The 26,156-nt window shown below is 68.7% G+C and carries 24 protein-coding genes; 15 read left to right on the top strand and 9 right to left on the bottom strand.

From position 1 onward, the window contains the following. Window positions 1–7: 7 nt before the first annotated feature. The 3 genes from mtnA (at window position 8) to JYJ93_RS08565 (ending at window position 5,068) form a co-directional block, all read left to right on the top strand. Window positions 8–1,123 carry an S-methyl-5-thioribose-1-phosphate isomerase gene (gene mtnA / locus JYJ93_RS08555; RefSeq protein ID WP_206787818.1) on the top strand — a complete coding sequence of 372 codons (1,116 nt, stop codon included), beginning with the start codon at window positions 8–10 and terminating at the stop codon, window positions 1,121–1,123. Beyond that, window positions 1,120–1,764, top strand: coding sequence for a class II aldolase/adducin family protein (locus tag JYJ93_RS08560; RefSeq protein WP_206787820.1), 645 nt, complete (start codon window positions 1,120–1,122; stop codon window positions 1,762–1,764). The genes mtnA and JYJ93_RS08560 overlap by 4 nt, the downstream gene beginning before the upstream one ends. A gap of 103 nt (window positions 1,765–1,867) precedes the next feature. Continuing rightward, window positions 1,868–5,068, top strand: coding sequence for a tetratricopeptide repeat protein (locus JYJ93_RS08565; RefSeq protein WP_206787822.1), 3,201 nt, complete (start codon window positions 1,868–1,870; stop codon window positions 5,066–5,068). 8 nt (window positions 5,069–5,076) lie between these two features. On the opposite strand, the gene JYJ93_RS08570 is transcribed toward JYJ93_RS08565, so the two are convergent. Further along, window positions 5,077–6,249: a metallophosphoesterase gene (locus JYJ93_RS08570; protein ID WP_206787824.1), complete on the bottom strand. Its 1,173-nt coding sequence runs from the start codon at window positions 6,247–6,249 to the stop codon at window positions 5,077–5,079. Between the two features lie 124 nt (window positions 6,250–6,373). Here JYJ93_RS08570 and JYJ93_RS08575 point away from each other — a divergent pair, with 124 nt between their 5' ends. Both JYJ93_RS08575 and JYJ93_RS08580 read left to right on the top strand, forming a co-directional pair. Then, complete coding sequence (locus JYJ93_RS08575; protein WP_206787826.1) at window positions 6,374–7,054, top strand: TIGR02269 family lipoprotein; 681 nt, start codon at window positions 6,374–6,376, stop codon at window positions 7,052–7,054. A gap of 3 nt (window positions 7,055–7,057) precedes the next feature. Then, the gene (locus JYJ93_RS08580) at window positions 7,058–7,774 is read left to right on the top strand and encodes a double-CXXCG motif protein (protein ID WP_206787828.1); all 717 of its coding nucleotides are present in this window, start codon (window positions 7,058–7,060) and stop codon (window positions 7,772–7,774) included. Here JYJ93_RS08580 and JYJ93_RS08585 read toward each other — a convergent pair whose 3' ends face one another. The 3 genes from JYJ93_RS08585 to JYJ93_RS08595 form a co-directional block, all read right to left on the bottom strand. After that, a complete protein-coding gene (locus JYJ93_RS08585; protein ID WP_206787830.1) occupies window positions 7,775–8,311 on the bottom strand; it encodes an FHA domain-containing protein in 537 nt (178 codons plus the stop codon). An 84-nt stretch (window positions 8,312–8,395) separates the two neighbouring features. After that, window positions 8,396–10,030 (bottom strand): long-chain fatty acid--CoA ligase, encoded by a 1,635-nt coding sequence (locus JYJ93_RS08590; RefSeq protein WP_206787832.1) that lies wholly within the window; start codon window positions 10,028–10,030, stop codon window positions 8,396–8,398. Window positions 10,031–10,135: 105 nt separating this feature from the next. Further along, the gene (locus JYJ93_RS08595; protein ID WP_206787834.1) at window positions 10,136–11,173 is read right to left on the bottom strand and encodes an ATP-dependent 6-phosphofructokinase; all 1,038 of its coding nucleotides are present in this window, start codon (window positions 11,171–11,173) and stop codon (window positions 10,136–10,138) included. Window positions 11,174–11,311: 138 nt separating this feature from the next. On the opposite strand from JYJ93_RS08595, the gene JYJ93_RS08600 reads away from it, so the two are divergent. After that, window positions 11,312–12,070 (top strand): glucosamine-6-phosphate deaminase, encoded by a 759-nt coding sequence (locus tag JYJ93_RS08600; protein ID WP_206787836.1) that lies wholly within the window; start codon window positions 11,312–11,314, stop codon window positions 12,068–12,070. Between the two features lie 30 nt (window positions 12,071–12,100). On the opposite strand, the gene JYJ93_RS08605 is transcribed toward JYJ93_RS08600, so the two are convergent. The 3 genes from JYJ93_RS08605 to JYJ93_RS08615 all read right to left on the bottom strand — a co-directional run bounded on the left by JYJ93_RS08605 (window position 12,101) and on the right by JYJ93_RS08615 (window position 14,132). After that, window positions 12,101–12,871, bottom strand: coding sequence for a transglycosylase SLT domain-containing protein (locus JYJ93_RS08605; RefSeq protein ID WP_206787838.1), 771 nt, complete (start codon window positions 12,869–12,871; stop codon window positions 12,101–12,103). Between the two features lie 94 nt (window positions 12,872–12,965). Further along, window positions 12,966–13,517: a hypothetical protein gene (locus JYJ93_RS08610; protein ID WP_206787840.1), complete on the bottom strand. Its 552-nt coding sequence runs from the start codon at window positions 13,515–13,517 to the stop codon at window positions 12,966–12,968. Window positions 13,518–13,535: 18 nt separating this feature from the next. Beyond that, window positions 13,536–14,132, bottom strand: a complete 597-nt coding sequence (locus tag JYJ93_RS08615) for a hypothetical protein (RefSeq protein WP_242543734.1) — start codon at window positions 14,130–14,132, stop codon at window positions 13,536–13,538. A 361-nt stretch (window positions 14,133–14,493) separates the two neighbouring features. Here JYJ93_RS08615 and JYJ93_RS08620 point away from each other — a divergent pair, with 361 nt between their 5' ends. Genes JYJ93_RS08620 through JYJ93_RS08630 form a run of 3 tightly spaced genes read left to right on the top strand, consistent with a single transcriptional unit; the run spans window position 14,494 to window position 17,025 of the window. Next, on the top strand, window positions 14,494–14,967 hold the full coding sequence (locus JYJ93_RS08620; RefSeq protein ID WP_206787844.1) for a hypothetical protein: 474 nt from the start codon (window positions 14,494–14,496) through the stop codon (window positions 14,965–14,967). Between the two features lie 2 nt (window positions 14,968–14,969). After that, a complete protein-coding gene (locus tag JYJ93_RS08625) occupies window positions 14,970–15,674 on the top strand; it encodes a hypothetical protein (protein ID WP_206787846.1) in 705 nt (234 codons plus the stop codon). Window positions 15,675–15,729: 55 nt separating this feature from the next. Continuing rightward, complete coding sequence (locus tag JYJ93_RS08630) at window positions 15,730–17,025, top strand: hypothetical protein (RefSeq protein ID WP_206787848.1); 1,296 nt, start codon at window positions 15,730–15,732, stop codon at window positions 17,023–17,025. Window positions 17,026–17,250: 225 nt separating this feature from the next. Here JYJ93_RS08630 and JYJ93_RS08635 read toward each other — a convergent pair whose 3' ends face one another. Both JYJ93_RS08635 and JYJ93_RS08640 read right to left on the bottom strand, forming a co-directional pair. Beyond that, complete coding sequence (locus JYJ93_RS08635; RefSeq protein WP_206787850.1) at window positions 17,251–17,775, bottom strand: hypothetical protein; 525 nt, start codon at window positions 17,773–17,775, stop codon at window positions 17,251–17,253. Between the two features lie 245 nt (window positions 17,776–18,020). Next, window positions 18,021–18,767 (bottom strand): hypothetical protein, encoded by a 747-nt coding sequence (locus JYJ93_RS08640; RefSeq protein WP_206787852.1) that lies wholly within the window; start codon window positions 18,765–18,767, stop codon window positions 18,021–18,023. Between the two features lie 474 nt (window positions 18,768–19,241). On the opposite strand from JYJ93_RS08640, the gene JYJ93_RS08645 reads away from it, so the two are divergent. The 6 genes from JYJ93_RS08645 (at window position 19,242) to JYJ93_RS08670 (ending at window position 26,154) form a co-directional block, all read left to right on the top strand. Beyond that, entirely contained in the window at window positions 19,242–19,472 is a 231-nt protein-coding gene (locus tag JYJ93_RS08645) for a transposase (protein WP_206787853.1), read from the top strand. Window positions 19,473–20,054: 582 nt separating this feature from the next. Next, window positions 20,055–22,859 (top strand): beta-propeller fold lactonase family protein, encoded by a 2,805-nt coding sequence (locus tag JYJ93_RS08650; protein WP_206787855.1) that lies wholly within the window; start codon window positions 20,055–20,057, stop codon window positions 22,857–22,859. A gap of 119 nt (window positions 22,860–22,978) precedes the next feature. Next, a complete protein-coding gene (locus tag JYJ93_RS08655; protein ID WP_206787857.1) occupies window positions 22,979–23,449 on the top strand; it encodes a DUF4375 domain-containing protein in 471 nt (156 codons plus the stop codon). Window positions 23,450–23,498: 49 nt separating this feature from the next. Continuing rightward, on the top strand, window positions 23,499–24,422 hold the full coding sequence (locus JYJ93_RS08660; RefSeq protein WP_206787859.1) for a DUF6310 domain-containing protein: 924 nt from the start codon (window positions 23,499–23,501) through the stop codon (window positions 24,420–24,422). Further along, on the top strand, window positions 24,419–25,174 hold the full coding sequence (locus JYJ93_RS08665; protein WP_206787862.1) for a DUF5953 family protein: 756 nt from the start codon (window positions 24,419–24,421) through the stop codon (window positions 25,172–25,174). Before JYJ93_RS08660 ends, JYJ93_RS08665 begins: the two co-directional genes overlap by 4 nt. A 119-nt stretch (window positions 25,175–25,293) precedes the next feature. Next, a complete protein-coding gene (locus JYJ93_RS08670) occupies window positions 25,294–26,154 on the top strand; it encodes an alpha/beta hydrolase (protein WP_206787864.1) in 861 nt (286 codons plus the stop codon). Window positions 26,155–26,156: the final 2 nt, after the last annotated feature.

Below are 26,156 nucleotides of genomic sequence, written 5' to 3' on the forward strand. Positions count from 1 at the left end.
CACGGCGATGAAAGTCCAAGGCGTTCCGATGCGCTCCATCTGGGTCGAGTCCGACGGCTGGAGCGTCGGCGTCATCGACCAGACGCGCCTGCCGCACGCGTTCGTGAAGGTGAAGCTGTCCACGGCGGACGAGGCGGGCCACGCCATCCGCAGCATGCTGGTGCGCGGCGCGCCGCTCATCGGCGCCACGGCGGCGTACGGCGTGTGTCTGGCCATGCGGCAGGACGCGTCCGACGGCGCGCTGGAGCAGGCGCTGACCCTGCTCCGGGCCACGCGGCCCACGGCGGTGAACCTGCACTGGGCGCTGGATGGGATGCGCCAGGTGCTCGCGCCGCTGAAGCCGTCCGAGCGCGTGGCGGCGGCGTACCGGCAGGCGGCGGCGCTGTGCGACGAGGACGTGGCCATCAACCGCGCCATCGGCGAGCACGCGCTGAAGCTGTTCCAGGAGGCGTGGGACAAGAAGGGCCGCAAGGGGCGGCTCAACGTGCTCACGCACTGCAACGCCGGCTGGCTGGCCACGGTGGACTGGGGCACGGCGCTGGCGCCCATGTACCTGGCGCACGACGCGGGCCTGCCCCTGCACGTCTGGGTGGATGAGACGCGTCCTCGCAACCAGGGCGCGGTGCTGACGGCGTGGGAGCTGGGACAGCACGGCGTCCCGCACACCGTCATCGCGGACAACGTCGGCGGCCACCTGATGCAGCACGGGGAGGTGGACCTGTGCATCGTCGGCACGGACCGCACGACGGCGCGCGGGGACGTGGCGAACAAGATCGGCACGTACCTGAAGGCGCTGGCCGCGAAGGACAACGGCGTGCCGTTCTACGTGGCGCTGCCTTCGCCCACCATCGACTGGACCATCCAGGACGGCGTGAAGGAGATCCCCATCGAGCAGCGCGACGGCGCGGAGCTCAGCGACGTGACGGGCCGGCTGCCTTCGGGGGACATCGCCACGGTGCGGATTACTCCGCCGGGGAGCCCCGCCGCGAACTACGCGTTCGACGTGACGCCCGCGCGGCTGGTGACAGCGCTCGTCACGGAGCGCGGCGTGTGTCCGGCGACAGAGGAAGGGATGCTGTCCCTCTTCCCGGAGCGGCGCGCCCAGCGGAGCGCGGCGAAGTGAGCGGGGCGGGGGGCCACCAGGACTTGCGCGAGGCGATGGTGGCCACCTCGCGGCGGATGAACACGTCCGGGCTGAACCAGGGCACGTCCGGCAACCTGAGCCAGCGGGTGGAGGGCGGCTTCCTCCTCACGCCGTCCGGGATGAACTACGAGACGATGACGCCGGAGGACCTGGTCCTCATGCGCTTCGACGGCTCGCACGAGGGCCACCGCAAGCCGTCCACCGAGTGGCAGCTGCACCGGGACATCCTCCAGGCGCGGCCGGAGGTGGGCGCGGTGCTGCACGCGCACAGCATGTTCAGCACCACGCTGGCCTGCCTGCGCCGGGGCATCCCCGCCTTCCACTACATGGTGTCCGCCGCGGGCGGCACGGACATCCGGTGCGCCGAGTACGCCACCTTCGGCACGCCGGAATTGGCGCGGCACATGATGGTGGCCCTGGAGGGCCGCAAGGCGTGTCTCCTGGCCAACCACGGCATGGTCGCCCTGGGCGTGGACCTGGCCGCGGCCTGGAAGCTGGCGGTGGAGGTGGAGACGCTGGCGGCCATGTACTGGCGCGCGCTCCAGGTGGGTGAGCCCGTGGTGCTGGACGACGCCGAAATGGAGCGCGTGTTCCAGCAATTCCGGGGGTATGGCCAGTAGGAAGTGCTCCGCGCACACGTTCCTGCATGATTCCTGGGGTCCCTGCCTCTAAGTCGGGAAGGGGGACCCGGATGGGTCATCCCGGTCTCCAGGAGGAGTCGGAATGCGGTGGGTTCTCGGGTGCATGGTGATGATGGCACTGGGGTGTGCCTCGCTCATGCCGGTGGGGCGTGAGCCCTCGGACCCCCGGCTGACGGAGGCGAGCGAGGCCTATGACCGGTCCGCGACGCTCTATGAGGAGGGCCGGTACGCGGAGGCCGTGGCGCCCGGTGAGCAGGCCCTGGCGCTGCGGGAGGCCGTGCTCGGGGGCTCGCATCCGGACGTCGCCTACTGCCTGAACCTGCTGGGAGAGGTGTACCGCCTCCAGGGCGACTTCGTCCGGGCGGGCGTCGCCCACGAGCGCGCGCTGGTCATCCGCGAAGCGGTGGTGAACGACGACGCGGCGAAGGCCGTCACGGTGGCTTCGCTGCTGAGCTTCGCGGCCTCCCCCGACATGGAGACGGACCGTCAGGCCGGGGGCTTCTACGGCCACGGGCACGCCATGTCCCGGCGGACGAACAACCTGTTCAGCATGGACAAGCGCCGCCGCATGGGCGCGTTCGCCAGCCAGGAGGTGACGCTCAGCGAGAACCAGTCCGCCTACGCCGAGTCCCTCAACAACCTGGCCAACCTCCATCAGCAGCAGGGGCTCTACAGCCGGGCGGAGCCGCTCTACTCGCGCGCGTTGGATTTGCGGGAGACGGTGCTCGGCAAGCACCACCTCACCGTCGCGGACTCGCTCAACAACCTGGCGCTGCTCTACCGGGAGCAGGGGCTGTATGGCCGGGCGGAGCCGCTCTACGTGCGGGCGCTCGCGCTGCGCGAGTCGGCGCTGGGCAAGGAGGATCCGCTGGTCGCGGACTCGCTCGACACGCTGGCCACGCTCTACCAGGACCAGGGCCAGTACGGCCGGGCGGAGCCGCTGGGCCTGCGCGCGCTCTCCATCCGCGAGGAGGCGCTGGGCAGGAAGCACCCGCTGGTCGCGGACTCACTCAACAACCTGGCCAATCTCTATCAGGACCAGGGGCTGTACGAGCGCGCGGAGCCGCTCTACGCGCGGGCGCTGGCCATCCGGGAGGCGGCGACGGACGGCAGCCCGTCCGACCTGGCCGCCGCGCTCAACAACCTGGCGACGCTCTACCAGGCGCAGGGGAGGTACGACCGGGCGGAGCCGCTCTACGCGCGGGCGTTCCGCATCTGGGAGAAGGCGTTCGGCCGGAACCATCCGCACGTGGCGGCTTCGCTCAACAACCTGGCGACGCTCTACCGGAAGCAGGGGAAGTACGACCGGGCGGAGCCGCTCTACGAGCGCGCGCTGGCCATCTGGGAGCAGGTGCTCGGCCGGAACCATCCGGACGTCGCGGGCTCGCTCAACAACCTGGCCACGCTCTACCGGGACCAGGGGAAGTACCGCCAGGCGGAGCCGCTCTACGAGCGCGCGCTGGCCATCCGTGAAGCGGTGCTGGGCCGGAACCATCCGGACCTCGCGGCGTCGCTCAACAACCTGGCGCTCCTGCGTCTGGCGCAGCACCGCCTGGACGACGCGGTGCCCCTGTTCACGCGCGCCTTCGGGGTCTCCGAACAGCGCCTGCGCCGCGAGGCGCTCGAGTTCTCCGAGGCGCGGCTGGCCAGCTTCCTCCAGCACCTGCGCGCGGACGAGGAGCAGCTCTACGCGCTCGTGCGTACGCACCCGGACTCCGCGGCCGTCCGGCGTCTGGCATTGAGCGCCGCGCTGCTGCTCAAGGGCCGCTCCGTCGAGGAGACGGCGGACATCTCCCGCGCGGTCTACCGGAGCCTGGGCGCGGAGGAGCGCGGCACCTTCGAGCGGCTGCGCAAGCTGCGCACCCAGCTGGCCAGCCTCTCGCTGCACGGGCCCGGCGCGCTCACGCCGTCCGCGTATCAACGGCAGCTCACGGCGCTGACCGAGCAGGGCGATGCGTTGGAGTCGACGCTCGCCAGCCGTTCCGCACCGCTGCGCGCGTTGGCCGCGCTGCCCTCGCCGGGGGACATCGTCGACCGTGTCGCTGGGGCCCTGCCGGACGATGGCGCCCTCGTGGAGTTCATCACCTACGAGGACCGCCCCCTCGTGCTGGGGACGGGCACGGCCCACCTCCGCTGTCTGGCATTGGTGCTGCTGCCCGATGGGAACATCCGCGCGTTGGACCTGGGGCCCGCGGCGCCCATCGAAGCCGCGGCCTCCAGCCTGCGCGACGCGCTGGCCCGCCGGGACGCGGCCTTCGAGGACTCCGCCCACGCGCTCTACCGGCTCGCGTTCCAGCCGCTGCTCCCGTTGTTGGGGAAGGCCCGCCGCCTCTTCCTCTCACCGGATGGCCAACTGGCGCTGGTGCCCTTCGCGGCGCTGCACGATGGGCGGCAGTACCTGGTGGACAGCTACGACTTCACCTACGTGACGTCCGGCAAGGACCTGCTGCCCCGGCCGCGGCAGCCGCGGCCGGCGTCCTCGGTGGTGGTGCTGGCGGATCCGGCCTTCAACACGGGGCCGCAAGCCTCCGCTGGAAGCGCGCCCGTGGTGGCGGAGCGCTCGCCTTCCCTGCGGCGCGAGGACCTGGTGGCGCGCGACTGGGCGCCGGTGCCGTTGCCGGGCTCGCGCGAGGAGGCGGAGGCCATCCAGCGCCTGTTCCCGCAGGCGCAGCTGTTCCTGGGACCGAAGGCGACGAAGGAGCGGCTGCTGCACCTGCGCACGCCGGGCATCCTGCACCTGGCGACCCACGGCTTCTTCCTGGAGGACGCCGCCGCGCCGGAGAACACGCGAGCCGTCGCCACCTTCGGAGCGCTGGGCGAGGACCCGCAGGCCGCGCGCCCGCCGGATCCGCTGCTGCGCTCCGGCCTGCTGCTCGCGGGGGAGACGGAGAAGACGAGCGCCTCCGACAGCGCGCTGGTGACGGCGCTGGAGCTGGCGGGGCTGGACCTGTGGGGCACGCAGCTGGTGGTCCTGTCCGCGTGCGACACGGGCCGGGGCGCGGTCCGCCGGGGCCAGGGCGTCTACGGCCTGCGCCGGGCCTTCCTGGTGGCGGGCGCGGAGACGGTGGTGATGAGCCTCTGGAAGGTGGACGACGCGACGACGCGCACGTTGATGGAGACCTACTATCGCCACCTGCTCGGCGGCGAGGGCCTGGCCACGGCGCTGCGTGAGGCGATGCGGGAGCTGCGAGTCGCGCAGCCCCATCCGCACTACTGGGCTCCGTTCATCGCCATGGGACGGGACACGCCGCTGCGATGGATTGACGCGGACGCGCGGCGGTAACCCGCGCTTCAGGCGCTGCGCAGCGTGAGCAGCGTGACCTCGGGAGGGACGCCGATGCGGAAGGGGAGCCAGTGCCCCGTGCCGCCGGAGACGTAGAGGTGGTGGTCCTTGAAGCGGTAGCGGCCCAGCATGTGCTTGAAGGCGAAGCCGAACAGCGGCACTCCCAGGAAGGCCACCTGACCGCCGTGCGTGTGGCCCGCGAGCGTGAGGCGTGCGCCGCGCTCGGCGGCGTAGGGGAAGAAGTCCGGGTGGTGGGAGAGGCAGAGCACCACGTTGTCCGGGCTCCCGTCCTTGAAGGCCGTCTCCGCGGAGCGCTGCCAGCGGCGGTCGCGTCCGGTGCGGCTGGCGCCGGACATGGGGAAGTCCACGCCCACCACGCGCACGCGCTGACCGCCGTGCTCCAGCACATGGGCCTCATCCACGAGCAGCCGGACCGGCGCGCCCTGCCGCGACAGTTGCTCATAGCCGCCCAGGACTTCCTCGAGCCCGCGCCAGTGCTCATGGTTGCCGAGCACCGCGAGCATGCCGTGGCGGGCCGTCGTGGAGGCGAGGGCGGCCATCGTCTCGTCGATTTGATTCACGTCGTCGATGAGGTCACCGGTCATCACCTGGAGGTCCACGCCCGCTTTGTTCATCACCTCCACGGCGCCGCGCAGGTACTCGGGGGAGATGAAGGGGCCCACGTGCACGTCGGTGATCTGCCCGATGCGGAAGCCATCGAGAGCGGCGGGGAGGCCGCGCAGCTTCACCTCCACCTCGCGAACGCTGAAGCCCAGGCTGCCGCCCACGACGCCCACGCCACTGGCGCTGATGGCGAGGACGGGCATGGCCTGACCGGCCTTCACCAGGAGGTCCCGGCGCCCCAGGTCCACGCCCGGAGGCGCGGCCTGCCGCTTCCGTTCCGCGCGCAGCTTGAGGAGGAGGAACGGCGGTCCCATCAGCATCACCAGCAGCGCGGCGATGCTCCACACCACGGCGAACAGCTTCACCGGCACGAGAGCCGGAGGTGTGTGGTGCAGGCCGTAGCCGGTGACCGCGGGCACGGTCCACGCCGCGAACGCGAAGACAGACAGGCCCACCAGCACGCCATGGCGCCAGCCCCGGGTGACAGCGGGCAACAGCCTGCGCAGCACGAGGTACGCGCCCAGGTAGACGAACAGCAGGACCAACAGCCTTCCCATGGTGTGCGCGCTCTCGGGTGTGAGGAGCCCCGAGGATAACGGCTCCCCTGACAGCGCGCTGTGCCCCGTGACCGGGCTGCTCGCCTCCTGGGCTTCACGGAACTTAACGTGGAATAACGGGAAAATGAGACGAGACTCAGGAGCCGGTCTCCGCGTCGTGTGCCTGTGGCTGGTGTTGTCGCTGGGCTGTGCCTCCGCACCCGTGAGAACGGAGTGCGAGGCCCGCGACGAGGACCAGTGCCTCACGCACGTCTGCGAGGACGACGTCTGCGCGCTGTTCCGGTGCGAGGACCTGGCCCCGAAGCGCATCGTGCGGACACGAGGGGCCATGCCGGTGGCGCCCATCTTCGTGGCGCCCGGCAGCGGGCCGCAGCGGACCTGGGGAAGCGCGCAGGGGCTGCCGAGAGATGCGGTGCCCGTCATGGTCTTCCGCTGGCACCGGCGGGAGAAGCTGCCCAGCGAGCTTCGCCGCGAGAAGTCGCAACAAGAGTGGGCGAAGCGGCCGAAGGAGCGGCACCACATCTTCCCTCAGGCGTTCAAGGGTGAATTCGAAATCAAGGGCATCGAGATTCACAAGTACGTGTTGATGATCGACGCGGAAGTACACGCACGCATCCATCGAGGCGAGCGTGGCGGGCCATGGAATCGGGACTGGCGCATCTTCATTAATCGGGTCGAAGAGGATGTTCCCGTCTCCGCGTACTTTGAGCATGCCTCCTGGATGATCCAGAAGTATGAGCTCTTCGGTCTGCCCATGACGTACTGGCAGCAGATAGAGCTCTCACCCGTGCCCTTCGAGGACTGAGCCATGCGCTACTTCACGGTGGAGTGCTTTGAATTCGATGAGCCAGGACAGTGGAGCGGGCAGTACCGGGCGAGCCATCGGTGGCGCCTGGCTGGGGTCGACTGTCCTCGGGAAGGCGTCTGGTCAGGGAAGAGTGCGTTCCCGACCGTGGACCTGTCGGCAGTGGATGAGCCGGTCCTGGCCAACCCCAAGGGCCCCACATCCTTGGAGGAGTACAACAGGCTGGTTGCTCTGGTGCGTCCCTTCGTTCCTCCTGAACTCCCTGTCCGTGCAGGTGTTTCGTTCGGGCCCATGGTGGGAACCGCTCAAGGCCGGTTCGGCCCGGTCACTTGCTATCCACCGTGGGAACTGGTCCTCCGTGAAGACGCGGTCGAACTGCTCAAGGCCGAAGGGCTGCAGGGCATCATCGCGGTCCGCATGGAACTCCGGTCCCGCCGGAGCAACATGCCCGCGCTCTACGAACTGGAAGCGCGGCCCCTGGCGAAGCTGCACCCCGACTGCATCGGCGAATTCAAGACGCCCGCATGTGACGTCTGCGGCAGGCCCGAGTCGTTCCGCCTGCCGCCGAAACGCTGGTTGCTGCGCTCCTCCATCCCAGAAGGGCTCGACGTCTTCGGCATCCAAGGGGCCAGCCCGCGCGTCGTCAGCGAGCGCTTCGTCGAAACCGTGCAGCGGCTGGGCCCCAGCGACGTGCACTACCGCGAACTGCCCGCCGAGTAATCACATCCCTCCACCCGGGCTCGCGAGCCGCAGGTGCGAGTGCAGCGTCTCCGCTCGCAGGTACAGGAACTGCGCATCCCCGAAGGCCAGCGCGTCCCCGTCCGCGAGCATCCGCTCCTCGCCTTCGCCCAGCTCCGCGGCGTTCAGCCAGGTGCCATTCATGGACTTCAGGTCCTGCACCGAGCACGTGCCCTGCGCCGCATGCCAGCGCAGCACCGCGTGCTGCTTGGACACGGACGGGTCGTGCACCATCAACGCGCACCCATCCGTCCGCCCCACCCGCAGCTCCTGCCCGTCCTGCTCCGGCCCCAGGAAGTGGACTTCCAGTGAGTCGAACGCCTGGAGCATCACCAGCAGCCGGTCCACCAGCCGGGACCGGTGCGCCATGCCCACCGTGCGCGCCTCCGCCAGCCGCAACGCCACCTGCTGGAACACCGGCTCCGGCGGCTGTTGGATGAGCACCACCGGTCCGGAGGCTTGCAGGAACGCCTGGACGGGCGCGTAGGCGAACGGGCGGAGCTGTTGGACGGAAGGCATCACGTCTTCACGTTACCCCCAGCCCCGCCTGTGCGCGAGCCACGGACTCCCAGTGTCAGCTGCCCGTCGGTCCTTCCAACCACTTCAGGACGCGACAGACGCCTTCATCAGGTGGTCGCCGTAATCCTCCCGCAACTTCATCTTCAGGAACTTCCCCGTCGACGTGCGCGGAATCTGGGTCACGAAGAGGATGTCATCCGGCAGCCACCACTTCGCGAACTGCTTCTCCAGGTGCGCTGTCAGCTCCGCCTTCGTCGCCTCCTGCCCCGGCTTGAAGACCACCGCCGCCAGCGGGCGCTCGTCCCACTTCGGGTGCCGGCCCGCGAACACCGCCGCCTCCAGCACGGACGGGTGCGCCATCAGCGCGTTCTCCAGCGCCACGGAGCTGATCCACTCGCCGCCGGACTTGATGACGTCCTTGCTGCGGTCGGTGATGTGCAGGTAGCCCGCCGGGTCGATGGTCACCACATCGCCCGTCTTGAACCACCCGTCCTTCGTGAACCGGTCCTTGCCCTCGTCGCCGTAGTACGACGCCGCCACCATGGGCCCGCGCACCTCCAATTCGCCCATGGCCTTGCCGTCCCAGGGAAGAATCTCCCCGGTGTCGCTCACGTGGCGCGTCTCCACGAACGGCACGGAGTAGCCCTGCGAGGCGTACGCCTCCAGCTGCGTCTCCGGCGACGCCGTGTGCAAGTCGCCCTTGAGCCGCGCGAGCGTGCCCACCGGGTTCATCTCCGTCATGCCCCACGCGTGCAGCACGTTCTGCCCGTGGCGCTTGCGGAACCCGTCAATCAGCGCCGGCGGCGCCGCCGAGCCACCAATCACCATGTGCCGCATCCGGCCCAGGTCCCACTTGCCCGGCTCGCGGTCCAGCTGCGCCAGGATGCCCAGCCAGATGGTGGGCACGCCGCCCGCCACCGTGACCTTCTCGTTCTGCATCAGCTCCAGGAGCGACTGCGGATCCAGGTGCGGCCCGGGCAGCACCTGCTTCGCGCCCGTGAGCAGCGCGTCGAAGGGCAGGCCCCACGCCGCCGCGTGGAACATGGGCACCACCGCCAGCACCGTGTCGGACTCCCTCAGCCCCAGCACCTCCGGCATGCAGCACACCAGCGTGTGCAACACGATGGAGCGGTGGCTGAAGAGCACGCCCTTCGGATTGCCCGTCGTGCCGGACGTGTAGCAGAGCATCGCCGCGCTGTTCTCATCCAGGCGCGGGAACTCGAACGTGGGCGGCTCCGCCGCGAGCAGCTTCTCGTAGTCCAGCCGCCCCTCCGGCACCGGCCCGTCGTCCGGGATGACGATGACGTGCTTGAGGCTGCCGGCGGCCTTCTCGAACTTCTCCACCAGCGGCAGCAGCGAGCGGTCCACCACGATGACCGTGTCCTCCGCGTGGCGCGCGATGTAGCCCAGGTCGTTGGGGTGCAGCCGCAGGTTGAGCGTGTGCATCACCGCGCCCATCGCCGGCACGCCGAAGTAGACCTCCAGGTGCTGGTGGTGGTTCCAGCTCAGCGACGCCACGCGGTCCCCGGACTTCACCCCCAGCCGCGTGAGCGCGTTCGCCAACTGGCAGACACGCTTGTGGAAGTCCGCGTACGTGTAGCGGTGCAGGGACTTGTCCGGCTTGCGGCTGACGATCTCCTGCGCGGCGTAATAGGAGCGCGCCCGCTCCAGGAAGTGCGTCAGGGTGAGCGGGAAGTCCATCATGCGACCGGTGAGCATCGGCACCATCCCTTCGGGAGAGGGGGAGAAGGGCGGATGCTACCGGATGCGCGGCGTCACGCCTGCCACTCCACGTGGGGGCAGGCATGGCGCATCACGTCAATGTCAGCCGAAGAAAACCTGCGCGACCTCGAAGAACTCCCTGGGCACGCGCTTGAGTTCTCGGGTGGCCTCGGCCAGGTGCTCGCTGACGATTTCGTTGCCGCGCAGGGCGGCCATCTTGCCGAACTCGCCCCGGGCCACCATGTCGCACGCATGCACGCCGAACCGGGTGGCGAGCACACGGTCGTGCGCCGTGGGGGCGCCGCCGCGCTGGATGTGGCCCAGCACGGAGACGCGCGTCTCGAAGCCGGTGCGCCGTTCAATCTCCGCCGCGACGATGTTGCCCACGCCGCCCAGGCGCGGACGGCCCGCTTCGTCCAGGGCGCCCGTGGTGACGAGCTGCTCGGTCTGCTCCGCGGACATCTTGATGCGCGTGCCCTCCGCCACCACCACGATGGAGAAGGTGCGCCCGCCCGCGTGCCGGCGCTGGAGGTGCTGCGCGACGGCCTCCAGGTCCGCGGGAATCTCCGGGACGAGGATGACGTCCGCGCCGCCGGCGATGCCCGCGTAGGTGGCGATCCACCCGACGTGGCGGCCCATCACCTCGCACACGATGACGCGCTTGTGCGACTCGGCGGTGGAGTGCAGCCGGTCCACGGCCTCCGTGGCGATGGCGACCGCGGTGTCGAAGCCGAAGGTGAAGTCCGTGCCGTTGAGGTCGTTGTCGATGGTCTTCGGCACGCCGACGATGCGCACGCCCTCCTGGGACATGCGCGTGGCGGCGGACAGGGTGCCCTCGCCGCCGATGGCGATGACCGCGTGGATGCCATTGCGCTCGATGGCGCGCTTCACGCGCTCCAGGCCGTTCTCCACCTTGAACGGGTTGACGCGCGACGTGCCCAGGATGGTGCCACCCCGGTGGAGGATGCCGGAGGTGGTCTCCCGCGTGAGGCGGAAGTGGTTGTCATCCAGCAGGCCCTTCCATCCATCCCGCAGACCCATCATCTCGAAGCCGTGCTCGCTGGCACGGCGGACGATGGCTCGGATGACCGCATTGAGGCCGGGGCAATCACCCCCGCCGGTGAGCACGGCGACTTTCATGGGTCCGGTTCTAGCCCGACCCGGCCTCCACGCGTGAGGACGGATTGCACGGAATGCCCGTGGGAAACCTTCCCCGGTCCCCGGGCGTGCGGGGGACCGGCGATCCGGGAGGGGAGGCCGGCGTATGCTGACCCGCCCATGGACCTACGGGTGTTCCAGACGGAGCAGGAGGCGGCCACCACCTGCGCGGCGCGAATCGCCGAGGCGGTGCGTCACACGCCGGAGCTGGTGCTGGGGCTCGTCACGGGGCGCTCGCCGCTCAACGTGTACCGGAGCCTCGTGGAGCTGGCGGCCCGGGGGGCGCTGGACCTGTCGCGGGCCACGACCTTCAACGTGGACGAGTTCCTGGGCCTGCCGCCCGAGGACGCCGGCAGCTTCCGCGCGTACATGGACCGGCACCTGTTCCGGCATGTGAATCTGTCAACGGAGCGGATCCACTTCTTCGACGGGTGCGCGCCGGACGCGGAGGCGGAATGCGCGCGCTATGACGCGGCGCTCGCGGCGGCCGGAGGGCTGGACCTGCTGCTGTTGGGCGTGGGCCCCAACGGGCACATCGCCTTCAACGAACCGGGCGAGGTGCTGACGGCCACGAGCCACCGCGCGCGCCTGTCGCGGGAGACGCGGCTGTCTCACGTGATGGCGTTCGGGGATGATCCATCGAAGGTGCCCATGGCGGCGCTGACGCTGGGCATGGCGGCGGTGCTCCAGGCGCGCAAGGTGGTGGTGCTGGCGTTCGGCGTGAACAAGGCCGCGGCGGTGACGGCGATGGTGCACGGGCCGCTCACGCCCCGGTGGCCCGCGTCGTTCCTCCAGCTCCACCGCGACGTGGAGCTGTGGCTGGACACGGGCGCGGCGAGCGGCCTGCACGGGCGCAAGCTGGAAGCAGCCGGGACCTGAGGCAGGCGTCGTGCCCGCCGGTCCCGGGCGTCAACGCGTCGCGGAGGCGAGCTTGGCGGGGGGCTTGTTGCCCGCGGCCGGACGGGTCGCGGGCTTCGCGGGCGCCTTCCCCTTCGGTGCCGCGGACGGCTTCGGTGCCGCATCCGGCGGACGGGCCTTCCGCGCGACGGGGGCCTTCACGGCGGCGGCCGGGCGCTTCGCCACGACCGGCGCCTTCGGCCGCGTGTGCTCATAGGCCGCGAGCACCTTGGCCACGTAGAACTCCGTCTCCCCGTTGCGCGGCACGCGCCCGTTCACCGAGCCCGGGCCCGCGTTGTACGCGGCCACCGCGAGGGGCACGTCGCGGAACCTTCGAAGCTGTTCGGCCAGGTAGCGCCCGCTCGCGTTGACGGCCGGCGCCGGGTCGAAGGGGTCCTCCACCCGCATGTGCGCCGCCGTGTCCGGCATGAGCTGCCCGGGCCCCATGGCCCCCGCGGGCGAGATGCGGTGCACCCGCGTCTCCGACTCCACCTGGATGAGCGCCTTCAGGAGCCCTGGCGGAATCCCGTGGCGGCGCTCCGTGTCCTCGATGAGCGGCTCCAGCGGGGGATGGCCGTCCAGCACGCACTCGGGCCGGTGCGCCACGTAGGCCCCCAGCGCGCGCGCCTTCGTCTGGAGGAAGGAGAAGGACAGGGGCGACACCTGCGTGTCGCCCAGCCACGCCACGCCCAGGTTGAGCAGCACCACGGGCACCAGCGCGCACGGCACCAGCCACGCCCATCCCGGAATCTCGATGCCGCCCACGGCCCGCTTGCGTCCCACCCTCCCCACTTAAGGGCGCCAGGTGCCCCCGTCCAGCTTCCGGCCAGCCCGCCGCCCCGGCGGAGTCCTCTTCGCCGGGGCGGGAGTGGAGGCTTCAGAACAGCAGGCCGAAGTAGTTGGCGCTCGCCTTGGCGCCCACGCAGACCTCGACGTCCGCGGTCCACGACTGCGTGGGGGGCGTCCCCGTGGCCTGGAAGAGGAACTCCAGCTCCTCCTGCTTGGCCAGGTCCAGCACGTCCACCGCGCCGCTGCTGGTGAGCTGGAGCTTGTTCGTGGAGCCGCCGTTGCCGGTGCGCCGGAACTCGCCCAGCAGCACGTACTGCGCGGAGCCCGGCTTGCGCACGGAGAGGCTGGCGCGCTCGATGCCGCTGATGTCCGTGCTGGCGGTGGCGTCGAAGAGCTTCAGCCGCAGCTCCGTCTCCACGTCGGCGTCCTCGGGCAGCGCGCTGGCGAAGTCACCCAGCGGAATCGTGAAGGACTGCTCCACGGAGCCGGCGAGGGGCGGGGAGGCGGGGAAGGACAGGTCGTTCTCGTTCTTGCAGATGCGCTCGGCTTCCACCTCGACGGTGAAGAGCGAATCACAGCCCGTGCCCAGCAGGGCCACGGCGCCAGCGAGCAGGAGGGTGCGGAAGGTTTTCGTTCGCATGATGGAAGGGCTCCTGGCTCAGAAGAAGTAGACGATGAAGCCCAGCTTCACCGACGGGATGGTGGCGCGCAGGTGCAGCGGTCCGGACGTGACGCTGTCGTCGCCGGAGGCGTCCTGGATGAGCGGCGTGGGGTCCGGCACGGTCATCGCCACGTAGCTCAGGCCCACGTTGAGGAAGAAGTTGAAGCGGCTCTTCGTGCCCACCTCCAGGCCCAGGCTGCCCGTCACGTAGTTGTAGGTGACGTCGCGGATGGCCTCCGACGTGGCGCTCGGCTCACGGCCCAGCCAGTCCAGCACCTCGCTGTACTCCGAGCCGAAGTAGTGCCCGGCCTCCACGTTGAGGGACGGCGCGATGAAGGTGTCCATCGGCAGGATGCTCAGGCCACCGCGCACGCCCACGCTGAGCGTGTTCGTGGTGGGGCCCGCGTGCAGCCGCAGCCAGTTCGTGGGACGCACCACCGCGGACAGGCCGATGCCGTGCGGAGCGCCCGCGTCCAGCAGCAGGCCCACCTTGTAGGGCGTGTCGTCCTGCGCGAGCGCCGGGGTGGCGGTGCCCAACACCGCCAGGCACCCCAGGGCGATGCCGGAGGAGAGAAGGGAGGGGTGTCGTCTCAAGGAAGGGGAGTCCATCGTCATGACGAAAGTTCCACGGTGAATGCCGGCCCAGCGGCCATTCTTCGCGGAAGGCGAGCGGGAAATGAAGTGCTTCACGCGAAACCCGTACGGGCTTTCCGGGATGCCACGACCCGCGGTGGAGGGACTGCCCGGTTCCCGACACGCCGCGTGGTCGCTCAGGACTCGGGATTGCGCGCAATGCCTGTCAAATCAAGGACGTCCTGTTCAATCCCGTGGGCGATGTGCATCCAAATCACCGGATGCGAGCGTATGATGAAGGCAAACAGCGGCGTGGCATTCAGGGCCGGGAACCGGGGGGCCAAGGATGATCGACGAAGTCGATCTGCGCATGAGGGCGTGGGTGGGACGCATTGCCACGGATGCGCCGGTGCACCTGGGCGTGCCCGACCGTGAGGCCCTGGACCGGGGTGTCTGTCTTTACCTCCTGGAGCTGGGGCCGGCGCCCCTGACCCGGGCGGGGAAGCGGGGCGGGCTGCAGTTCACCGTCTGCTACCTGGTGACGGTGGGCGCGGAGACGCCCGAGCGCGCGCACCGGCTGTTGGGCGACCTGGTCTTCGCGGCCATGAGCGACAAGGAATTGGAGGTGGACCTGAGCCCGGTGCCGGCGGCGCTGTGGGCGGGGTTGCGCTCGGTGCCGCGTCCGGCGTTCCGCCTGCGGGTGCAGGTGCGCAAGGAGCAACCCCTGGCGGAGGTGAGATGTCTGTCTTTGGTGGATGGAGAGTCCGCGCAGGCCCCCCTGCTGGGGCGGGTGGTGGGACCCGGTGACGTGCCCATCCGCGACGCGTGCGTGGCGCTGCCGGTGAAGGAGGAGTGACGATGCTCGCGGGTCCGTCATCCGGGGCCGTGGAGGCGCGGCCTCGCGAGCGGCGGCACCTGGCCTGGGTGCTGTCCCTGGCCCGGTGGGTGAAGACCTGGGCGGAGCGGGTGCTCGCGGAGCACGCCGCGGCGGTGGCGAAGGCGGCGGTGGAGCTGGGAGGAGGCGCGCGGGTGCGCTCGCTGCCCCTGCGCGAGCCGGCCGTGGTGCTGCTGCCGGTGCCCCCGTGGCCTCCCAGGGTGGACGCGCCGGTGTCCCCGCCGCCGTTCCCGGAAGCGCCCACGCCCCGCTTGAACACGCTGCGGTGCATCCCGACGGAGGGGGACGCCCCGAACGTGGAGCGCGAGGCCGTGTCGCTCCAGGTGGTGCCCCGGGTGCCCTTCGGGTTCGACCCGGATGATCTGCTGCCCCCGGAGCCCGTGGCGGTGGTGGCCCCGCCACCGTCGCCCGTGCTGCTGCTCCAGGCCGCGGCGCTTCCATGCGACGAGCCGCCGCCCGTCGCGTCCCGGCCGTTGCAGGAGGTGACGTCGTTTCCCAGGGACCCCGCGAAGGACCTCATCGCGCTCCTGAAGGAGTCGATGGGAACACCGGCCGAGCCGCCCGTGCCCTGGTCGGAGGCGATGCCGCCCTCGCCCGACGAACCCGCCGATGCGGCGGAGATGCTGCGTCAGTGTGAGCGGTTGGAGCTGGAGCCGCCGGTGGAGTGACGGCGGGGCGTGCATCCGGCGGCCTGTTTCGCGCGGGGCTATGCTGTCGTGCGCGATGCCCGAGCGGTCACGTCCCAGCGCTGTCCTGCCAGGCCTTACGGCGGCTGATGTCGAGCGTCAGCTGGAGGGCCGCGCGGAGGTGCTCGCGGCGGCGCGGCGTCCGTATGCGGAATTGGAGAAGGCGCTGTCCGGCCGGCGATGGCGGCGGGCGCTGACGCGGCGTCCGGAGCTGGTGCCCGCGCTCGTGGCGGAAGCACCGGCGGTGGAGGAGGCGCTGGACCGGGTCCAGCGCCGCGCGGCGCAGGAGGCCTGGCCGGACGACACGCCCGTGTGGAAGGCGGCGCGGGAGTTGTCGGCGCGGCGGGAGCGGCTGACACGGCTGGCCCGGCGCCGGTTGGATGTGCTGACGGTGGCGCCCGAAGGTGTGTCCCTGGAGGAGGCGCTGAGGCGGCTGGATGCGCTGGTGCGCCAGGAGGTGCGGTGGGCGCTGAAGCCCGGCGAGGTGCTCGTCTTCGAGCATGATGCCTGGCGACAGTCGGGGCCGAGCCTTGTACCCAGGCCCCGGAAGCAGGCTGTGTCGCCGCTGATGGCGAGCGGATGGGCGGCGCTGGGCGCGCTGGGCTTCCTGTTCTTCCTCTCCGTCCGCGACGGGAGGGAGCTCCTGCTGCTCCTGCTCCTGACCGGCATGGTCGTCGGAGGGGCGTTGCTCCTGGGCACGGGCCGGCTCCGGCTCACCAGCGAGCGGCTCATCTGGGCACCGCTGTTCGGTGAGCCGCAGGAGGTGCGGCTGGGCACCATCGCTCCCAACGGGCTCCGGCTGGAACAGAACGGGAACCTCCACGTGGAAGGGGACCGCCGGCTCCATTCGCGCTCCTTCAAAGGGGCCACCGCGGTCGCGCTGCTCGTGGAGTTGCACCGTCAGCCGCCCCTGCGCGGCGCGGCCCGGGCGGGCGTGCGCCTGGACACCGTGGCGGTGTTCCCCGCGAAGCTCGGCGAACAAAAGGGCTTCTGCGTGCTGGGGCCCCAGGGCCTGTCCTTCATCCCGGAGGGGCGGGGCTCCCGGTCCCTGCGGGCCGTCACCGGTCATCCGTCCGCGCTGAGCGGCTTCGACTCCGACCTGGTGCTGGACGCCCTGCGCTGGCTTCCAGAGGCGGAGTTCGACGCCTGTGTGATGCGCATGGTGGAGGCCACCGGCGGTGTGGCCTGGTCCCGCACGGACGCGCGCTACGTGCCGGGCGCGCCGGTGTGGCGGCGAATCCGCATCGAGCGCGGGGGCCTGACGCTGACCGGCCGCGTGGAGTGGGACCAGCAGGATGCCGCCGACTGGCTCCTGCGCGACTGGCCTCGTTGACGGCGGTCCGCGACTCACGGCGCGACCTATTCACCGCAACACAGATCCTTCACTCAGTGAAGGCGGCGGAACATTGCAGGAGTCACGCCCACGATGACGAGCAGAGTTTGCACAGGTCAAAAACCTCAGCTTGCGACTGCAAGACTTTGGTGGTCGCCGGACGGCCAAGGACGTTTCAAGAGTTTCGCAGCGCTGGGGGCTATGCGAGATGGCGTGAACGCCGAACTACTTTCCCGGTAGCGGGCCAGCAACGGCTCCTGCAGGGATAGTCGGAGCGAATTGTGCAGGGACTGTTTCAGCTAAGAGCTCCCGTAGTTCGTCGATTTCAGGTTCCTGCTTGGAGCCGAACCGCATGCGTAACAACGCCATAAGAATATTAAGTGCGTCATCGACCAGCGCGAGGGGCAGTGGCGTGTATGCCGCCGGTGCGACTGGCACTACGGGGAATAGGCGGTCGAGCCGTGCAACAGACGCCAGTACCTCAGGACTATTGTTCGAAGGGCAGTAGAAGAACTGACTGTACATTAGGGCATCAATGCGATGCCGCATCACTTCTGGAAATCCATTCGGATGATCAGCGGTCTGAACGCCAGAGAGCGGAGCGACGAGGATATTTCGCTCTTGTAGATGCTTTTTCCCTCCGAGCTTCACGACCGAATCGACATCTGGGAATGTCGTTCCGAACAGGGCTACTACTATGGCAAGGCGACGCTTGGCCTTTTGAACCATCAGTTCTTCGTGATCGGCCAAGTTCAACTTGTAGACCGGTAAGCCCCCACGACGTCTAAAGTCACTCGTCGTAACATTTCGAATCGTCGAGGAGGCTGACGCATGCCCTCGAGGGTCATTGCGCGCGACTTCCAAAATTTGCGGAATTGGTAGAGGCGCGGGCGCAGGTACCCACGCAAGTTGGCCGAGAACAGGGCCCTTCCCAGCTTGGGCTGGATCGAGAGCCCTATAAAATGGGGCGACGAGATCGGATAGACCCATGGTGGTCAGGAGTCCCCATTGGGTTGGCGCAGATCGCCGAAAACGACGACCCCTGAAAACTCCGGCAGGCCGTCGCTGACATCCTCGATATTGACTGCCTGCAGGAATGCTTCGTCGTGCGGTCCCGTATCCAGCGGAGTGGTTTGCGCATCAGTCCTTGAGCGCTTTGTCAGCGAGGCAATCAGCTCAAGGGCCTTCTTCTTTTTGGCGGTAGAAAGGTTCACGGCGGGCACCCGTTCAACCTTTGGAGGAGGGACTGCCTTCCGGAAGTCCAGAAAATTGGAGGGTTCGATGTCCTCCATGGGTTCCGTCTCGAAGTACACGTGAGTAAGGAGCCCAGCAGTATCGTCCCCCCATTTTCTCACGGCCTGCTTCAGCATCACCGTGGTGTAAGTGGAGAAGGCGTCGACCAAGGCCTCGATTGGCAGCTCGCTTTGCGCGACCTTTCCTCCGTAAACGAACTGCTCGTCGTTCGTGTACTTGGACTCGTAACTCCGGCGAAAAATCAGTCCTAGTGCATGGGCTTGATCGACCGCATGCAGCGACTCGGCACAATAGGGCCCGAAGCTGACAAACCTCCACGGCCACCCGGTTAGGGTTCGTCCCCCTGTTTTTCGCGCATGGTAGAGGTCGGCTAGGTAGAGGAACTTCACGAGCCGTAGCTTGGTGAGTTCCTCCCCTCGTACCGCAGCCCAGGAGCAAATGAGCTGCACCAGTTCTGGAAGTCGGCTTCCAGGAATGTCGCCAGCCATGAAAAACGAGTCTTAGCATGTGGCACTGACAATCATGCAAGGCCCGTGTGCCTGAGGGACAGCCGAGGGACCGTAGACCTAGTTATCGGAATGCGGCGTGCGCAAGTTGCTCGACCGGGTCGAAAATGATTCATCCCATAGTGTGGGGCGGCGCACGCAGAGTAACCACAGGTCTGTCCCGTGCTGTTTCACGATGGGCGCCTGTCCCTTGATGAAGGGAGTGACTCCATGGACGAGGCGCGTACTTGGCTTCGCCTCTCCACATCACGAACCAGCAGATCGCGTGTCCAAGAGGTACTGCTCCCTCCAAACTGCGGAGGACGGCACCTCAGCACTCAATGAGGCGGTAGTCGGAGTTCCTTGCCCACTTTCCGCTGAGTGGTGTGCTCGCTGGTCCACTAGTACGTCGGCACAGTGATCCTCCCCGGACTTTGTGGACACCCGAGATGAGGTGACCGAAGGATGTCCACGACGATGCCGAGACGAGAGCGCAGGACGTACACGCCGGAGTTCAAAGCCCGAGCGGTGAATCTGGCGCTGGAGGAGGGCAAGTCCCGGGCGCAGGTGGCCAAGGACCTGGACCTGACGCGCAGCGCCTTTGAAATCTGGGTGAGGCAGGCCCGCGCCGATGCGGGCCAGGGGCCGTCCGGGGCGCTGACGACGGTGGAGTCGACGAAGAGGACGCTCAGGTCCAATTCGTCCTGAGCCCGTAGCTGCCTGGAGTTTTTGCACCAGCCGCAGCCAGGTGCCGTCCTTGCGCCAGCGCACGAAACGGTCGTAGACGGTCTACCAGGGCCCGTAACGCGAGGGCAGGTCTCGCCGGCGCCCGTGTGTAGGCGCCAAAGAATCCCATTGAGCACTGTGCGGTGGTCGCTCCACGCCCCGCCTCATCCCTGGTGCGGCAGCAGAGGGGCCAAAGCCCTCCACTGCCGCTCGTTCAACTCGTAGCGCATCATCCCGGCCTGCCTCCTTGGAGGAGACAACACCCGGATAGTACCCATGCATCAGACAGGGCCTGGCGGGCCAGTCTTGAACCCGGGACGCGCCGCGCCTCATCTCTGAGCCCCTATCGCAGCAAACCCTGAAGATGAGGTGGGAAGGTGTTGGTCGGCCTCCCCAAGGCCTTGCAGGATGCCGCCGACCGGCTCCTGCTCGACTGGCCTCGTTGACGGCGGTCCGCGACCAGGGAACGCCCTTCACTGCGTACAGAGGGATGGAGTCGAGGTCAGACGCCACAACTACAGTGAAGCAGGGGCCCCCCAGCCCCCCTTTCCCCGAGAGACTTCCATGAAAGCCAGACACCCGGCGGTGCGCCGTGCCTTCCAGCGCACCGCGTCCGCGGCGACGCTGCTGTTGGGCCTCGCCATGGGCAGCCCGTCGCAGGCGCAGCACTTCACCGTCTTTGAAAGTGGCCAGGTGCGCCCCCTGGCCCTGTCTCCCAACGGCCAGTGGCTCTACGCCGTCAACACGCCGGACAACCGGTTGGAGATCTTTCAGGTGGGCACCAGCGGCCTCACCCACAAGGGCTCCGTGCCCGTGGGCCTGGAGCCCGTGGCCGTCGCCGCGCGCACCAACAGCGAGGTCTGGGTGGTCAACCACCTGTCCGACAGCGTCAGCGTCGTGAAGGTGGACGCGAACGGGCAGGGCGGCCGCGTGACGCGCACGCTGCTCGTGGGCGACGAGCCCCGCGACATCGTCTTCGCGGGCACCGGCAAGAAGCGCGCGTTCATCACCGCCGCGCACCGTGGGCAGAACGCCGGGTTCGACCCGCAGCTCACCACGCCGGGCGTGGGCCGCGCGGACGTCTGGGTGTTCGACTCGGAGAACCTGGGCACGACGCTGGGCGGCACGCCGCTCACCCGGCTCACGCTGTTCGGTGACACGCCTCGCGCGCTCGCGGCCACGCCGGACGGCAGCCGGGTGTACGCGGCCGCGTTCCACTCCGGCAACCGCACCTCCGTGGTGCATGAGAGCCTGGTGCCCAACGGCGGCGAGTCCGTGGGCGGCGTCCCCGGCCCCAACGTCAACCACCAGGGCATCCCCGCCCCGGAGGTCTCCGTCATCGTGAAGTACAACGGCGAGGACTGGGTGGACGTGCTCAACCGCCCGTGGACCGACTTCGTCCGCTTCTCCCTGCCGGACAAGGACGTCTTCGCCATCTCCGCCAACGCCAACCCGCCCGTGCCGGTGTCCGGCGCGGCGGGCACCTACGCGGGCGTGGGCACCATCCTGTTCAACATGGCCGTCAACCCGGTGAGCGGGAAGGTCTACGTGAGCAACACCGAAGCGCGAAACGACCTGCGCTTCGAGGGCCCCGGTACGATGACGGGCAACAGCCTGCGCGGCCACCTGCACGAAAGCCGCATCACCGTGCTGGGCGGCCCCAGCGCCCCGTCCGTCACGCCCCGCCACCTCAACACGCACATCAACTACGCGGCCTGCTGCGCGGCCACGCCCAACGCGGAGAGCGAGAAGAGCCTCGCGCAGCCCACGGGCATGGCCGTGACGTCCGACGGCGCCACGCTCTGGGTCGCCGCGTTCGGTTCGTCGAAGCTGGGCGTGTACGCCACGTCCCAGCTGGAGTCCGGCACCTTCACGCCCTCCACCGCGAACCAGGTCGCGCTGACGGGCGGCGGCCCCACCGGCCTGGTGCTGGATGAGGCCCGGGGGCGCCTGTACGTGCTCACCCGCTTCGACAACGCCATCTCCGTCGTCAACACCGCGACGAAGACGGAGGTCGCGCACCTGCCCATGTTCAACCCGGAGCCGGCCAGCGTGGTGCAGGGCCGCCCGTTCCTCTACGACGCGCGCAACAGCTCCAGCCACGGCGACTCATCCTGCGGCAGTTGCCACATCTTCGGTGACTTCGACAGCACCACCTGGGACCTGGGCAACCCGGACGGTGACGTGAAGGCGAGCTACAACCCCATCGTGCCGGTGCTGCCGGAGTTCGGCACGGACCCCACCTTCGGGCAGGACACGTCCTTCCACCCGATGAAGGGCCCCCTGTCCACGCAGAGCCTTCGCGGCATGGCCAACCAGGGCCCCATGCACTGGCGTGGAGACCGCACCGGCGGCGACAGCGCGCCCAGCGTGCAGCCCAACAGCGGCACCTTCGACGAGGTCGCGGCCTTCAAGCAGTTCAACCCCGCGTTCAAGGACCTGCTGGGCCGCGGCTCTCAGTTGACGGAGGTGGAGATGCAGAAGTTCTCCGACTTCATCCTGCAGGTCGTCTACCCGCCCAACCCCATCCGCAAGCTGGACAACTCGCTCACGGCTTCGCAGCAGGCGGGCAAGGACTTCTTCACGAACACGACCAGCTTCTTCCAGGGCTCGTGCGAGTCCTGCCACCGCGTGGACGTGAACGCGAACCCGGGCGAGGGCCCCTTCAAGGGCTTCTTCGGCACGGATGGCCGCAGCTCCTTCGACGCGGAGCCGCTGTTCCCCAAGGTCCCGCACCTGCGGAACATGTACCAGAAGGTCGGCATGTTCGGCGCCGCGTTCCCCTTCGGCAACACGCCGGCGGATCCGTTCCTGGGAGACCAGGTGCGCGGCACGGGCTTCAACAGCGACGGCGCCATCCCCACGCTGTTCCTCTTCAACAGCGGCTTCGACTTCCACCCCATCTTCAACCAGGTGGGCATCCCGGACACGCCCGCGGGCTTCCAGGCGAAGAAGGACATGGAGGAATACATGTTCGCCTTCGAGACCAACCTGGCGCCCATCGTGGGCCAGCAGGTGACGCTCACCGCGACCAACGCGGCGGTGGTGGGTTCACGCATCGACCTCTTGATGGCGCGCGCGGACGCGGGCGAGTGCGACCTGGTGGCCAAGGGCCGCGCGGGCACGTACGAGATGGGCTTCCGCTACCTGGGCAGCGGGCAGTTCAAGGCGGACCGCGCGGCGCTGCCGCTGGTGCCGTCCGCGTCGCTGCGCTCGGGCGTGGCCGCGAGCCAGGGCGTGCTGACGTACACCTGCGCGCCGCCGGGCTCCGGCCAGCGCGTGGGCATCGACCGGGACCTGGACGGCTTCCTGGATGGGGATGAGCGCGCCGCGGGCACCAACCCCGCGGACCCCGCCAGCCACCCGTAACGGAAGGACACCCGGCGGCCCGGGGACCTGTTGCCCGGGCCGCTTGTCGTCGCTCTCTCCCGGACGCCTGATATGTGAGGAACCCGTACGGCCTGGACCGTGAACGGGAGGCGCCATTGGTGTCTGGGAAGGATACGCGGCTGCCGCGTGCGAGCGTCGAAGCGCTTCCGGTGGAGGAGCGGCTGTGGCGGCTCATGGAGCCTGCCTGGGGACATGACGCTGTCGAAGGAACGCACGGCCAACAGGTGCTGGCCCTCACAACCTTCTTCATCCGGGACATCGGAAACGGTGGGTTGGATCAGGCCCTTTACAACTTCGCTCCTTCCTCGGTGGAGTTCGTCCTGCGGAGTTTCGAGGAACTTGGCGCCGCCGAGCATGTCGCTCTGGTGAGAAGGGGAGTCGACGTGCTCTTTGGCTCGCGCCCTCCCGGAACGCTCGAGGCGCGACGGCGCATCCTCGACACGAAGCCGCGAGCGTGGATCGACGCGCATCTCGGCCTACTGAGCGAACAGCTCCAGGGGGAGGAGAAGCTTGAGGCCTGTTTTCTTCGCTATATCGACTCGCACCCCTCCGAGTTCTTCCGGGACTGAGTGTCGGGGGCTTCAGACAGCTCCCTGACCCGGCACAAAGGCCCTGCTCATGCGCATTCTCGCTAGCATCGCACTCCTGACGTTCCTTTCTGCGTGCGCCTCGTCGGCACCGCCAACGGGGGCCCACGAAAGCCGGAACAAGAGAGTCATCAATCTCCAGCGAGCGGCGGCGCTGCCCTGGAGAGACGATGGGCAGTGCGTTGTCCGAGAGGCTTCCCAGCCTTGGCCCGTGATGGTGGAGAGGTGCTATCAGGCCCTCGACCATGACCGGATTGAGTTCCACGACACCACGGGAAGGTGCGCGGTCGCCTCCGCTGGCGCCGCTGCCGTAGGAATCGGGTTCTGCGTGCTGGCGGCGCCTGAGATCGTCGTGGGTGCGGTGATCGTCCTTGGGGTGGTGGTCGTCGCCGTCGCCATCAAGGAGGAACTGGATGCATATGAGTTGCGGCACCTCTATCCCGAGGAAGCAGGCGCCGCGCGAGGAGCGAAAAGAGCGCCTCGCGCGGCCATGACGGAACGGAAGCCCAAGTTGGAACCGGAGCCAGCGGGGCAGGACTGGCGACCCCCAGTGCCGCCGATGCCTGTGGACCGGACGCGCCACGCCAGCTGCGAGCCCATTCCGGTGAAGCACCGAGGTGGCGATGACGCGCACAACACATGTGCCGATAGGATTCCGCCCAACCGTTATCCCGGCATGGACGTGCTCGTTGGCGGAAAGCACTTCGATGCGCTGCAAGTCGGCGCGCGCGTACTGTGGGAGATCAAGACCGACCAGTTCGACACGTACAGTGTCTTCCTCCGGGATCAGGTGATTGAAGATCAGGTGGCGGAGTTCAGGGAAGATCGCGAGATTGCGCGGAACTGCGGATACGGTTTCGTCGTTGGGGTGAGCAGCGCCGCGCACAAGAAAGCGCTGCTGGATCTCGCTCCCGACCTTGAACCCCATCTCGTCGTCACGGAGTGCAAACGATGAGCATGCAGGCTCGTCTCCATTTCGCGGTCTACGCGCCTGAACTCGTAGCTGACGATGGCCGCACACCCGCTGTTGTCCATGGAATCGAGCGGGCCCTTCCAGGTTTGCGCCTGGAGTGGGAAATCGGGAAGGGCGGGCGCCCGGTCGAATTACCGCGGCGCGATGCCTGGCTCGCCGAGGCGGCAACACGCGGGAGGTTCCCGATGCTGTGCAATGGCGACGAGAGTTCCCCCGTGACGATTAGCGGGTTGAGAACGCCTCCGAGTCAGGCCCCAGGCGGTCAGGCACTGCTCGATATCCATGCGAGGCTTCCGCTGGATGCGACCGTTACCGCGGCAGCAGCGAATGTGCTGGAGGGCATCGCCGAAGGCGCTCGTGCGTTCTGGGGGCATGTATCGCCGGAGGGCTATGGTTCGGAAGTCGCGCAGCAGTTGCGCGGCTCGGCTCACGGGTCGGAGCGCTCACCCCGTGGGCTTCCCATGCTCACCCCTCCAGCGCGACTCCGCTCGCCCGAGATTCCTCAGTGGCTGGGGTGGCTGAACTTCTGGTCCGCCGCTGCCGCACGTGCCATCGGGTTTCCCGAACGTGCTCTTGACGCAGACTTGCTTGGGCGGGCGCGGCGTACGGCATCGGGGGGCTGGGTCGTGCAGCTCACGGATGCACCGCTCGACTACGACAATCCTGCCCACCTGGAGACGCTCAAGCGGACGTACGAGCGCTTTCCAGAGATCGGCGGACGTTCGGCGCCTTGATTTCAGACCGTCCAACGTCAGGGGACGCGCGGGGGGGCTCAACCCCGGGGGCAATGCCTGGATCCTGGTGCGATGAGCACCCTCGTGGACTGCGGTCTTCCACAGCGAAGGGCGGGCACATGGCCAGCGAAACGCAGACGGGGCGGATTTCCGGCAGCTTCCTCACCACGCGCGATGGCACGCAGCTGTACTTCAAGGACTGGGGTCCCCGGGACGGGCAGCCCGTCGTCTTCTCGCACGGCTGGCCGCTCACGTCCGACGCCTTCGAGGACCAGATGCTGTTCCTGTCCGAGCGGGGCTACCGCACCATCGCCCATGACCGCCGGGGACACGGGCGCTCGTCGCAGCCGTGGGATGGCCACGACATGGACACGTATGCGGACGACCTCGCGGCGCTGACCTCCGCGCTGGACCTGCGCAAGGCCGTCCACGTGGGCCACTCCACGGGCGGGGGGGAGGTGGCGCGCTACATCGGGCGCCATGGCACCGGGCGCGTAGCGAAGGCGGTGCTCATCAGCGCCGTGCCGCCCATCATGCTTAAAACAGACTGGCACCCCAACGGCCTGCCCATGAAGGTCTTCGACGACATTCGCGCGGGCGTGCGCGGGGACCGCTCCAGCTTCTTCAAGGAGCTGAGCCTGGCGTTCTACGGCTTCAACCGGCCAGGCGCGAAGGTGTCGGAAGGGCTGCGCGAGAGCTTCTGCCTCCAGGGGGCGATGGGGAGCCTCAAGGCCGAGTACGACTGCGTGAAGGCCTTCTCCGAGACGGACTTCCGCGCGGACCTGGCCCGCTTCGACGTGCCCACGCTGGTGATGCACGGCGATGACGACCAGATCGTCCCCATCGACGGCGGGGGGCGTATCACCGCCACGCTCGTGAAGGGCGCGAAGCTCCAGGTCTTCCCGAGCTTCAGCCACGGCATGTGCTCCGTCAACAAGGACGTCATCAACGGAGCACTGCTGGCCTTCCTGAAGGAATAGCG

The organism is Corallococcus sp. NCSPR001 (assembly GCF_017309135.1).
In the GTDB taxonomy this organism is placed as follows: Bacteria; Myxococcota; Myxococcia; order Myxococcales; family Myxococcaceae; genus Corallococcus.

What these genes read in the sequence shown, in the direction of transcription:
- mtnA (WP_206787818.1), top strand. Translation starts at nt 8, where the DNA reads ATGAAAGTCCAAGGCGTTCCGATGCGCTCCATCTGGGTCGAGTCCGAC.
- JYJ93_RS08565 (WP_206787822.1), top strand. Translation starts at nt 1,868, where the DNA reads ATGCGGTGGGTTCTCGGGTGCATGGTGATGATGGCACTGGGGTGTGCC.
- JYJ93_RS08570 (WP_206787824.1), bottom strand. Translation starts at nt 6,249, where the DNA reads ATGGGAAGGCTGTTGGTCCTGCTGTTCGTCTACCTGGGCGCGTACCTC.
- JYJ93_RS08575 (WP_206787826.1), top strand. Translation starts at nt 6,374, where the DNA reads ATGAGACGAGACTCAGGAGCCGGTCTCCGCGTCGTGTGCCTGTGGCTG.
- JYJ93_RS08580 (WP_206787828.1), top strand. Translation starts at nt 7,058, where the DNA reads ATGCGCTACTTCACGGTGGAGTGCTTTGAATTCGATGAGCCAGGACAG.
- JYJ93_RS08585 (WP_206787830.1), bottom strand. Translation starts at nt 8,311, where the DNA reads ATGCCTTCCGTCCAACAGCTCCGCCCGTTCGCCTACGCGCCCGTCCAG.
- JYJ93_RS08590 (WP_206787832.1), bottom strand. Translation starts at nt 10,030, where the DNA reads ATGCTCACCGGTCGCATGATGGACTTCCCGCTCACCCTGACGCACTTC.
- JYJ93_RS08595 (WP_206787834.1), bottom strand. Translation starts at nt 11,173, where the DNA reads ATGAAAGTCGCCGTGCTCACCGGCGGGGGTGATTGCCCCGGCCTCAAT.
- JYJ93_RS08600 (WP_206787836.1), top strand. Translation starts at nt 11,312, where the DNA reads ATGGACCTACGGGTGTTCCAGACGGAGCAGGAGGCGGCCACCACCTGC.
- JYJ93_RS08610 (WP_206787840.1), bottom strand. Translation starts at nt 13,517, where the DNA reads ATGCGAACGAAAACCTTCCGCACCCTCCTGCTCGCTGGCGCCGTGGCC.
- JYJ93_RS08625 (WP_206787846.1), top strand. Translation starts at nt 14,970, where the DNA reads ATGCTCGCGGGTCCGTCATCCGGGGCCGTGGAGGCGCGGCCTCGCGAG.
- JYJ93_RS08630 (WP_206787848.1), top strand. Translation starts at nt 15,730, where the DNA reads ATGCCCGAGCGGTCACGTCCCAGCGCTGTCCTGCCAGGCCTTACGGCG.
- JYJ93_RS08640 (WP_206787852.1), bottom strand. Translation starts at nt 18,767, where the DNA reads ATGGCTGGCGACATTCCTGGAAGCCGACTTCCAGAACTGGTGCAGCTC.
- JYJ93_RS08645 (WP_206787853.1), top strand. Translation starts at nt 19,242, where the DNA reads ATGCCGAGACGAGAGCGCAGGACGTACACGCCGGAGTTCAAAGCCCGA.
- JYJ93_RS08650 (WP_206787855.1), top strand. Translation starts at nt 20,055, where the DNA reads ATGAAAGCCAGACACCCGGCGGTGCGCCGTGCCTTCCAGCGCACCGCG.
- JYJ93_RS08660 (WP_206787859.1), top strand. Translation starts at nt 23,499, where the DNA reads ATGCGCATTCTCGCTAGCATCGCACTCCTGACGTTCCTTTCTGCGTGC.
- JYJ93_RS08665 (WP_206787862.1), top strand. Translation starts at nt 24,419, where the DNA reads ATGAGCATGCAGGCTCGTCTCCATTTCGCGGTCTACGCGCCTGAACTC.
- JYJ93_RS08670 (WP_206787864.1), top strand. Translation starts at nt 25,294, where the DNA reads ATGGCCAGCGAAACGCAGACGGGGCGGATTTCCGGCAGCTTCCTCACC.